The organism is Hydrogenophaga sp. 70-12 (genome assembly GCF_001897365.1).
Taxonomy (GTDB): domain Bacteria; phylum Pseudomonadota; class Gammaproteobacteria; order Burkholderiales; family Burkholderiaceae_C; genus Hydrogenophaga; species Hydrogenophaga borbori.
In genome coordinates this window covers 1-9,370 of the sequence record NZ_MKSS01000250.1, presented here as the reverse complement: position 1 = coordinate 9,370, position 9,370 = coordinate 1, and the positions used below count along the sequence as shown (strand labels likewise).

Annotated in this window: 11 protein-coding genes; 9 read left to right on the top strand and 2 right to left on the bottom strand. The window is 65.6% G+C overall.

Annotated features, from left to right (window positions below; translation table 11 throughout):
* The coding region (locus BGO22_RS14100; protein WP_286851387.1) for a hypothetical protein at window positions 1–266 on the top strand (266 nt) is incomplete at its 5' end.
* On the opposite strand, the gene fliD is transcribed toward BGO22_RS14100, so the two are convergent.
* Both fliD and BGO22_RS14090 read right to left on the bottom strand, forming a co-directional pair.
* Window positions 221–1,636 (bottom strand): flagellar filament capping protein FliD, encoded by a 1,416-nt coding sequence (gene fliD, locus BGO22_RS14095; RefSeq protein WP_070400983.1) that lies wholly within the window; start codon window positions 1,634–1,636, stop codon window positions 221–223. The two genes, BGO22_RS14100 and fliD, sit on opposite strands and share 46 nt — an antisense overlap.
* 26 nt (window positions 1,637–1,662) lie before the next feature.
* A complete protein-coding gene (locus BGO22_RS14090; protein ID WP_204744195.1) occupies window positions 1,663–2,862 on the bottom strand; it encodes a flagellin in 1,200 nt (399 codons plus the stop codon).
* Window positions 2,863–3,238: 376 nt separating this feature from the next.
* Between BGO22_RS14090 and flhD the strand changes: the two genes are divergently transcribed.
* The 8 genes from flhD to BGO22_RS14050 form a co-directional block, all read left to right on the top strand.
* Window positions 3,239–3,580, top strand: a complete 342-nt coding sequence (flhD, locus tag BGO22_RS14085) for a flagellar transcriptional regulator FlhD (RefSeq protein WP_070400985.1) — start codon at window positions 3,239–3,241, stop codon at window positions 3,578–3,580.
* 26 nt (window positions 3,581–3,606) lie between these two features.
* Window positions 3,607–4,146: a flagellar transcriptional regulator FlhC gene (flhC, locus tag BGO22_RS14080; protein ID WP_070400986.1), complete on the top strand. Its 540-nt coding sequence runs from the start codon at window positions 3,607–3,609 to the stop codon at window positions 4,144–4,146.
* 127 nt (window positions 4,147–4,273) lie between these two features.
* Entirely contained in the window at window positions 4,274–5,137 is an 864-nt protein-coding gene (gene motA, locus BGO22_RS14075; RefSeq protein ID WP_070400987.1) for a flagellar motor stator protein MotA, read from the top strand.
* 102 nt (window positions 5,138–5,239) lie between these two features.
* Entirely contained in the window at window positions 5,240–6,238 is a 999-nt protein-coding gene (motB, locus tag BGO22_RS14070; RefSeq protein ID WP_286851382.1) for a flagellar motor protein MotB, read from the top strand.
* Window positions 6,239–6,279: 41 nt separating this feature from the next.
* Window positions 6,280–6,666: a chemotaxis response regulator CheY gene (cheY, locus tag BGO22_RS14065; protein ID WP_070400989.1), complete on the top strand. Its 387-nt coding sequence runs from the start codon at window positions 6,280–6,282 to the stop codon at window positions 6,664–6,666.
* A gap of 22 nt (window positions 6,667–6,688) precedes the next feature.
* Complete coding sequence (locus BGO22_RS14060) at window positions 6,689–7,309, top strand: protein phosphatase CheZ (protein WP_070400990.1); 621 nt, start codon at window positions 6,689–6,691, stop codon at window positions 7,307–7,309.
* Window positions 7,310–7,508: 199 nt separating this feature from the next.
* Window positions 7,509–8,912, top strand: coding sequence for a sensor histidine kinase (locus BGO22_RS14055; RefSeq protein ID WP_286851379.1), 1,404 nt, complete (start codon window positions 7,509–7,511; stop codon window positions 8,910–8,912).
* Window positions 8,913–8,992: 80 nt separating this feature from the next.
* A partial coding sequence (locus BGO22_RS14050; protein ID WP_286851377.1) for an EscU/YscU/HrcU family type III secretion system export apparatus switch protein occupies window positions 8,993–9,370 on the top strand: 378 nt, incomplete at its 3' end.

The window sequence follows — 9,370 nt, the reverse complement described above, 5'->3', positions numbered from 1 at the left end:
CGGTCATCGACATGACGTTGGTGTTGATGGTGGTCACGGCGGACTCCTGTGAAATGGTTGTGGAAGGCAACCGGCGCCTGAGCCGGATCACGAACCGCGATCCGTGGTCCGTTGCAGGGTGTTTCGGCCAGGCGCTCGATTACTTGAGCCACGCGTCGCCTAAAGCAAAACGGGCGGTGGATACCCACCGCCCGTCATGCCTTGTCAGCCGCGCTTCGGCTCAGCCGCTGTTCTTGTTCCACATCGAGATCTGCTGCGTGATGTAGGCGTTGAGCGAATTCAGCCGCGCCACATTGGCGTCCATGGCGTTGTAGTAGGCGAGGTAGCGGGTCTCGGCGCGCGCGGCGCGGTCCACCACCTTGTCCATTTCCTGGTTGGTGCGCTTGATGCTCGCGTTGAGCGAATCGGTGCGGTTGCTGATGGTGCCGCCCGAGGCCACCAGGCCATCGGCGAAGGCATCGAGCTTGAGGCCGAAGCCACGTTGCGTGGGGTCGTCGCTGGTGGCGCCGAAGAGCTTGCCCAGTTCGGCCGGCTTGTTCAGCGCGGCGTCGAGTTTGGTGCTGTTGATGCTCATCTTGCCGTCGGACTTGATCTCGATGCCGATGTCCAGCAACTGCGTGAACTCGCCACCCGGCGTGCTGGAGCGCATCATGCCGCGGATGGCGTTGCGCAGGCCCGTGGCGGTGCTGTCGCCTTGCAGCGAGCCGGCGACCTTGGTTTCCGGGTCGTACTTGGTGGTCGTGGCCAGCAGGTCCATGACGGCGTTGTACGCGTCCACGAAGCCCTGCACGGTCTTCTTCATCGCGTCCTTGTCGTTGCTCACGGTCACGTTCACCGGCGTGGTGGTGAGCTGCTTGAGCTCGAAGCTGAGGCCGTCGATGGTGCCGTCGACGGTGTTGCTGGCCGATTCGATGGCCACGCCGTTGATGGTGGCCTGCGCGTTCAGCCCGGCCTGCGTGAGGGTGCTGGGCGAGCCGGCGCCCAGGTAGGCCAGGCGGCCCAGGTCCTTGCCGTCGGCCGCGTCGGCGTCGGCAGCCTCCACCTGGAAGCCCATCTCGGCGCCGGTGGACTTGGAGCGCAGCAGCAGGCGTTCGCCATTGGCGTCCTTGAGCACGGTGGCGGTGATGCCGGCGTCGGATTCGTTGATCTGCTGGGCGATGTCTTTGAGCGTGTCCTTGCCTTCCTCGACCGTGATCGAGACCGGCTCTGCCTCGCCGTTGGCCACGAAGCTGCCGCTGCCCCAGTTGCCCAGGGTGATGGTGAGCGTGCCCGCGCCCATGCCGCTGCCGGCTGGCACCACGGCGCTGGACGTGTTCTGTGCCGTCGCCAGGCGCTGCACTTCCAGGGAGAAGCCGGTGGGTGGCGTGCCCGCCTTTACCGTCACGCCCACCACATCGGGCAGCGAGGAGCTGGCCTTGACGGCCTTGAACGCGTTCGCTTCGGCCAGCTTCGCGCCCGCGTCGCCCAGCGTGGTGACGAGCGAGTTGATGGTGCCGTAGATCGACAGCTTGCTCTGCGCCTTGCTGACCTGCGTCTGCAGCCCGGTGAGCGGCGCGCGTTCCAGCGCCACGAGCTGCGCGACCATTTCCTTGATGGGCAGGCCGGAGGCCATGCCGGGAGATGTGATGGTCGCCATGGGGTTCCTTCGGGGTCAGTGGTTGGTCAGCGGCCCAGCAGCGACAGCACGTTCTGCGGGATCTGGTTGGCCTGCGCCACCATGGCGGTGCCGGCCTGTTGCAGGATCTGGGCGCGCGAGAGGTTGGAGGTCTCTTTGGCGAAGTCGGCGTCGACGATGCGCCCGCGCGCGGCGGAGAGGTTTTCGCCGGTGATGTTGATGTTGGCCACGGCGCTTTCGAAGCGGCTCTGCAGGGCGCCGAGGTCGGCGCGCGAGCTGTTGATGGCGTCGATGGCGTTGTCGATCACCTTCATCGCGAGCTGGCTGTCGCCGAAGTTCTCGATGTTGATGTCCTCGAGCGTGAGGGGCGTGGCGGTGGGCGTGGTGGCGCCCACGGTGCCGACGTCGGCGGCCGCGCCGGCCAGGCTTTCCAGGGCGCCGCCGGCGGTGGCGGTCAGCGCGCGGTCGGAGAAGATCTCATAGCCGGTCACGGCGCCGGTGGCGTCGAGCACCGGTCGGGCGAACACGCCCGTGTCGGAGGACTTGGCGTTGATCGCGTCGATCACCTGGCCGGTGCGCTGCGCACCGGTGGTGGCCTCGCCGATGGGGCCCAGGGCCACGGCATTGCCGTCGGCGTCCAGGATCTCCAGCGTGCCGGCGGGCACGGCGGCCAGCACGGCGGGCGCCACGGGGTCGGTGAGGTTGTTGACCGCGGCCGTGATGTTCGAATCGGTCGCGCCGATGTCCTTGACCCGCGCGCTCACGATGGACTCGATGGAGATGCCCTCGCCGGCGTTGGCGCCGACCTGGAAGGTGACGTTGGCGAAGGTGCCGTCGAGCAGCTTGGTGCCGTTGAAGGCGGTGGTCTTGGCCACGCGCTCGACTTCCTGGCGCAGCTGGGTCACCTCGGCCTGCAGGGCCTTGCGGTCATCGGCGTTGTTGGACGCGTTGGCCGATTGCACGGCCAGTTCGCGCATGCGCTGCAGCATGTCGCCCACCTTGCCCAGGGCGCCTTCGGCCACCTGCGCGAGGGAGATGCCGTCGTTGGCGTTGCGGGCGGCGACGTTGAGGCCGCGCACCTGCGTGTTCATGCGCTCGGAGATGGCCAGCCCGGCGGCGTCGTCCTTGGCGGAGTTGACGCGCAGGCCCGAGGACAGGCGTTGCATGGAGGTCGCGAGCGACCCCGCCGACGTCGCCAGGTTGCGCTGGGCGGTCATCGACATCATGTTGGTGTTGATGGTGGTCATAACTCACTCCTGTGATGGACTGTGAAAGTTGGCCCGGCAGATTCCGGGTCTCACCGCCACTGATCGCCGCCCTGGCTGGCCCGGCGACGAACTCCATCGGGAAGCTCGCTCCGTCAATTTCGGTGATGACCGGGAATTCTTTAGATTTGCCCGATGGCGAACGGTCGGATAAGCGCCGCCGAACATCGCCAATTCCGGGCTTTTAGAACCAAGGTTGTAGGCATTACGCCGACACCGGGTGCCGGAAATCCCGACAGCACGCACAGACGTTTCCCGATTCAAGTTTGTTCACCGATCGACACAATTCCTCACATCGGGTCCAGCCCAGTCCAGGCGAAGACCTCCCACCGACGACCGATACGTGAAGGAGCGAGTGATGGACAGCGAACAACTTCTGGCCGAGATCCGCGAAGCCAACCTGACCTACCTGATGCTGGCGCAGAACCTGATCCGCAAGGACCGCGCCGAGGCCCTGTTCCGCCTGGGCATGACGGAAGAGGCCGCCGACCTGCTGGCCATGCTCTCCACCGCCCAGCTGCTCAAGATCGCCTCCAGCAACATGCTGCTGTGCCGCTTCCGCGTCGACGACGACCTGGTGTGGAACCTGCTGACCAGCCACAACGTGAAGAAGGTGGACAACAGCACCACCACGCAGCTGCACGCCAGCATCCTCATGGCCGGCAAGTACGCCGAGTCCATGGCCACCACCGCTCACTGACCCCTCTCTCGCATCTGGAGTTCGACATGGCCACAGGCAAAAGCATCCTCAACGAGTCGCGCGACATCGAGCGCGCGGTGGCCCTGATCCAGCTGGGCGCACGCCTGCAGGTGCTGGAGTACGAGACCAGCCTGTCCTACGAGCGCCTGCTGCGCCTGTACAAGGAAGTCGCGGGCAAGAGCCCGTCCAAGGGCCAGCTGCCGTTCTCCACGGACTGGTTCCTGACCTGGCAGCCGAACATCCACGCGTCGCTGTTCCTCAATATCCATGAGTACCTCTCCAAGGCCAGCGCCCTGGAGGACATCGACACCGTCATCAAGGCCTTCCGCCTCTACAGCGAACAGATGACCGCCAGCGCGATCGAGCCGCTGCTGTCCATCACGCGCGCCTGGCGCCTCATCAAGTTCGTCGACAGCGGCATGCTCACGCTGACCAAGTGCTCCTGCTGCGGCGGCCGCTTCGTCACCGAGCCGTACGAGAACGCCCGCCATTTCGTCTGTGGCCTGTGCCAGCCCCCGGCCCGCGCCGGCAAAGGCAGCGCGGCGGGATCGCTCCGCTTGCACTGACAACGCCGGTTCAGGCGGTCAAAGCCGGAAAAGGGCCCCCCCAAGGGCCCTTTTCGCGTTTCTGGCGGGCCTTCATCGCCCCTAGAGTCGGTCGATAAGTCCTGTATCCATTCATTCGACCCAGAACATGTTCGTCATCATCGGCTTCGTGGTCTCGATGCTCTGCATCTTCGGCGTGTTCATCGCGCACGGGGGCAACATCGGCGTGGTGCTCAAGGCCCTGCCGTTCGAGATGACCACCATCCTGGGCGCGGCAATGGGCGCCTTCCTGATCAACAACCAGATGAAGGTGGTCAAGGCCGCCTTCAAAGGCATGGCCGGCTGCTTCAAGGGCAGCCGCTACACCAAGGAGCGCTACCTGCAGCTCATGGCCCTGCTGTACGACCTGCTGCAGAAAGCCCGCAAAGAGGGCCTGATGGCCATCGAGCAGGACGTGGACAACCCGCACGAGTCGGCGGTGTTCCAGAAGTACCCCACCATCACCGCCGACCACCACGTGGTCGAGTTCATCACCGACTACCTGCGCATGATGGTCTCGGGCAACCTCAACGCGCACGAGATCGAGTCGCTGATGGACAGCGAGATCGAAACCCACCACCAGGAAGCGCACGCGCCCGTGGCCGCCATCGCCCGACTGGCCGGTGGCCTGCCGGCCTTCGGCATCGTGGCCGCCGTGCTGGGCGTGGTCAACACCATGGGTTCGGTGGGCCAGCCGCCCGCCGTGCTGGGCGCCATGATCGGCTCGGCCCTGGTCGGCACCTTCCTCGGCATCCTGCTGGCCTATGGGGTGTTCGAGCCCCTGGGCGGCCTGATGGAGCAGAAGGTGGAGGAGAGCGGCAAGGAGCTGCTGTGCGTGAAGACCACGCTGCTGGCCAGCATGCAGGGCTATGCGCCCGCCACCGCCGTGGAGTTCGGCCGCAAGGTGCTGTTCAGCGACGTGCGACCCAGCTTCAGCGAACTCGAAGGCCATGTGAAAGGGAAGAAGGCGTGATGCCGCAGAACCCAGTGGCGCCGCGGAACTGGCTTTGCCAGGCCGCAGGGGCCGTCTCCCCTGTGGGGGGAACGCGCGACGCGCGGCAGGGGAGATCCTGATATGGCGGGTGACGGCAAGAAACTCCAGCCGATCGTCATCAAGCGGGTGAAGAAGGCGGGCCACGCGGCGCACGGCGGCGCGTGGAAGATCGCCTACGCCGACTTCGTGACGGCCATGATGGCCTTCTTTCTGCTCATGTGGCTGCTGGGCTCCACCGCCAAGGGCGACCTGCAGGGCATCGCCAGCTACTTCACCAACCCGGTGAAGGTCTCGCTCATGGGGGGCGACGGCACCGGCAACAGCACCAGCATCATCCCCGGCGGCGGGCGCGACCTGTCGGCGGCCAACGGCCAGCGCGACTCGGGCGACACCGAGCGCACCGTCAAGGAGCTTGGGGCCCAGATGGCGCGCGCCGAGCTGGCGCGCAAAGACCAGGAGCGCATCGACGCGCTGGAGCGCAAGATCAACGCGCTGATCGAGACCGACCAGAAGCTGGGCGAATACCGGTCGCAGATCCGCATGGTCAAAACCCCCGATGGCCTGCACATCCTGATCGTGGACGACCAGAACCGGCCCATGTTCGACACCGGCAGCGCGCTGGTGAAGCCCTACATGCGCGACATCCTGCGCGCCATCGGCGGCTCCCTGGGGAACGTGGAGAACCACATTTCGCTCGCCGGCCACACCGATGCCACGCCCTATGGCAGTGGCGACCGCGGCTACAGCAACTGGGAGCTCTCGGCCGACCGGGCCAACGCCTCGCGCCGCGAGCTGGTGGCCGGCGGCCTGCCCGACGACAAGCTGCGCCGCGTGGAGGGCCTGGCCGCCAGCGTGCCGCTGCTGCCCGACCGGCCCCTGGACCCGAGCAACCGGCGCATCAGCATCATGATCATGACGCGCGACTACGAGGGCCGCATGTTCCCGCCGGCCCTGCCCGCCGCGCCAGTGCTGGGCTTGCCGCCGGCCGCCTTGGTCCCGGCCCCGGCCGCGCCGGTGGCCACCACGGCCCTACAGATTTCCCCCGACCTGACGAAAACAAGCGAGACGAGCACGCGCTGAGCGGCCCGACCTTTCCCGACCCCACCTCTGCGGAGGCTGCCATGTCCACGCCGATGAAATTCCTGATCGTTGACGACTTCTCCACCATGCGCCGCATCGTGCGCAACCTGCTCAAGGAGATCGGCCACGCCGACGCCGACGAGGCCGAGGACGGCGCGATCGCGCTGGGCAAGCTCAAGGCCGGCGCCTTCAACTTCGTCGTCACCGACATCAACATGCCGAACATGAACGGCTTCGAGCTGCTGGCGGCGATCAAGGCCGACGAAAAGCTCAAGCACCTGCCGGTGCTGATGGTGACGGCCGAGGCGCGCAAGGAAGACATCGTGCTGGCGGCGCAGAACGGCGCGGCCGGCTACATCGTCAAGCCTTTCACCAAGGCCACGCTGGAAGAGAAGCTCGCGAACATCTTCAAGAAGCTCGGTCTGTGACCGGCGTCGGGAGAACCAGGTCATGAACCACACCCCCGACACGCCGGACAGCCAGGCCGCCAACCCGGACATGTTCCGCAAGCTGGGCGCGATCACGCGCCAGCTGCACGACGCGCTCAAGGAGCTGGGCTACGCCGACAAGCTCCAGGGCACGGTGGAGCAGTTGCCCGACGCGCAGAGCCGCCTGTCCTACATCGCCCGCCTGACCGGCGAAGCCGCCGAGAAGGTGCTGAGCCAGGTGGAAGAAGGCAAGAAGGAACAGGAGCAGCTGGCGCAGCGCGGCCGCGAACTGGCCGACACCATCCGGCGCGTGCCGGCGCTGGCCAAGGCCATGCCCGAGCTGCTGGAGTGGTCCACCGACGTGGTGGCGCTGGCCGAGAAGACCGACGCGCGCCTGACCGAAATCATGATGGCCCAGGACTTCCACGACCTCACCGGCCAGGTGATCGCGCGCGTGGTGGGGCTGGCGGGCACGATAGAAGAGCAACTGCTGGGGCTGCTGCTCGAATCGGTGCCGACCGGCCAGCCGGGACAGGACAAGGCCCACGAACTGGCTGGGCCGGTGGTCAACGCCGAAGGCCGCACCGACGTGGTGACCGACCAGAAGCAGGTGGACGACCTGCTCGCCAGCCTGGGGTTCTGAACACCCTTGTATTGGGCATGAGCCGGTCGGCGCCGCAGCGCCTGTTGCCGCCACGCAGGCAGGCGCAGAGGCCGGGCTCTTTCTGCTGAAGAAGTGATGGTGGTTTTTGGTTTGACTTCTGCAGAGGTTGGTCGCCTGGGCGGCCAGTAAGCTGCCCCGCGCGAAGCCGGCTCCCTTGCCGGCCGCAGGAGGGGTTTTCGTGTATTCCTTGCTTCCGGCCTTGGCCTCGGGGCTATTCCTGGGCTATGGCATCTACGTCCTGGCCGCCAAAGGGCTCAACCGCGTCAGCCTTTGCTTCTTCGCGCTGTGTCTGACGACTTTTTTCTGGCAGGCCACCTGGGCGGTGCTGTTTCAGGTGAGCGACCCGTTTTGGACGGAGGTGCTGGTTCGCCTGGGCTACCTGCTGATCATCTTTCTGCCGACCAGCCTCTACCACTTCCTGGTGGAGGTATCTGATCAACCGGAGGATCGGCGCTGGGTGATGCTGTCATACGGCGTGGCGCTGGTTCTAGGTGGATTCAACCTAGGCACCGACCTGTTCGTCGACGGCTACTACGAGTACTTCTTCGGCCACTACCCGAAGGCGGGGCCCTTGCATGCGGTGCACGTGCTGCAGACGGCGGTCGTGGTCAGCCGTGGCCTGTTCGTGACCTGGCGGGCATCGCGTCGGGCGTCGACCGATCGGCGTTTCCGCTTGACCCTGTGTGTGGCCAGCCTGTGGATCTATTTCCTGGCGGCAGTGGACTACCTGTGCAACTATGGATTCGGTTTCTATCCGCCGGGGGTGTTCTTCATCACGATCAGCCTGGGGCTTATTGCCGTCACACACCGAAACTCCGTCAATTCTCTGGCGGTGGCCGCCTCGATTGCCCACGAAATGCGCACGCCATTGACCAGCATTCGCCTGCAGGCAGAAGTCCTGAAGCTGTGGGTGCCGGAACTGCATCGTGGCTACAGACTGGCGGTTGAGAAAGGGCTACTGAAGGGATCATCAGTGGTGCCGGATTTGCCCAAAATGTCGTCCTTCGTCGGGAGCATCGCTCACCAGGTGGAACGATCCAACGTGGTCATCGACGTGATTCTGGCGTCGGCGCGCCAGAAGATGATTGAGCCATCAACCTTCACGCGCTGCTCCATGGAGGCTTGTGTCAAGGAAGCCGCCGAACGCTATCCCTACAGGGCGGGTGAATGGGACAAGGTGGTGGTCGTGCCAGGCCAAGGGTTTGAGTTCATCGGCTCCGAACCGCTCATGGTTTGCGTGCTTTTCAATTTGCTCAAGAACGCCCTGCAGGCGATTGCAGTCGCTGGCAAGGGGGACGTCAAGATCTCCATGTCGACGGAGAACGGGCACCATGTTCTGGCCATTCGTGACAGTGGAACCGGCATCCGGGCGGCCGACATGTCGACCATCTTCGATCCATTCTTCACGACCAAGTCGTCCGATGGCACGGGGCTTGGCTTGCCGTTCTGTCGTCGGGTGATTGAGTCCTTTGGCGGTACTTTCGATGGCGAATCGGTGGAGGGGCAGTACACCTGCTTTCGGCTGCGGCTCCCTGTCGTCGATGTGTCCGCTCCGCCGCCGTGCGCCCACGGGATCGAATAGCCCCCTTTCCCCCCGCCTTATCGCCCTTTAGTTTTCCGCCCCGCTTTCCACAATCGGGCTCACTTCCCAGAGCCTGAACCGTGGACTCCTCGAGCCAAGACAAAAACCTGCCCGCGACACCGCAGCGCCTGAAAAAGGCGCGCGATGACGGCCAGGTCGCGCGCTCCAAGGACCTGTCCAACCTCGCCGTGCTCGGCGGCGGCATGCTGGTGCTGTTCGGCCTGGCGCCCACCGGCTTCGCCCGGATGCGCGACACGCTGGCCGGCCAGCTGCGCTTCGACAACGCCAGCGTGCGCACGCCCGAGCTCATGCTCCAGCGCCTGTCGGACAACGCCGCCCAGGCCCTGATCGTCTACCTGCCCCTGGGCCTGCTGGTCATCGCCCTGGCGGTGGTGGCCCTCATCGCCGCCGGCAGCGTCGCCCTCAGCACCAAGCCGATCGAGCCCAAGCTCAGCAAC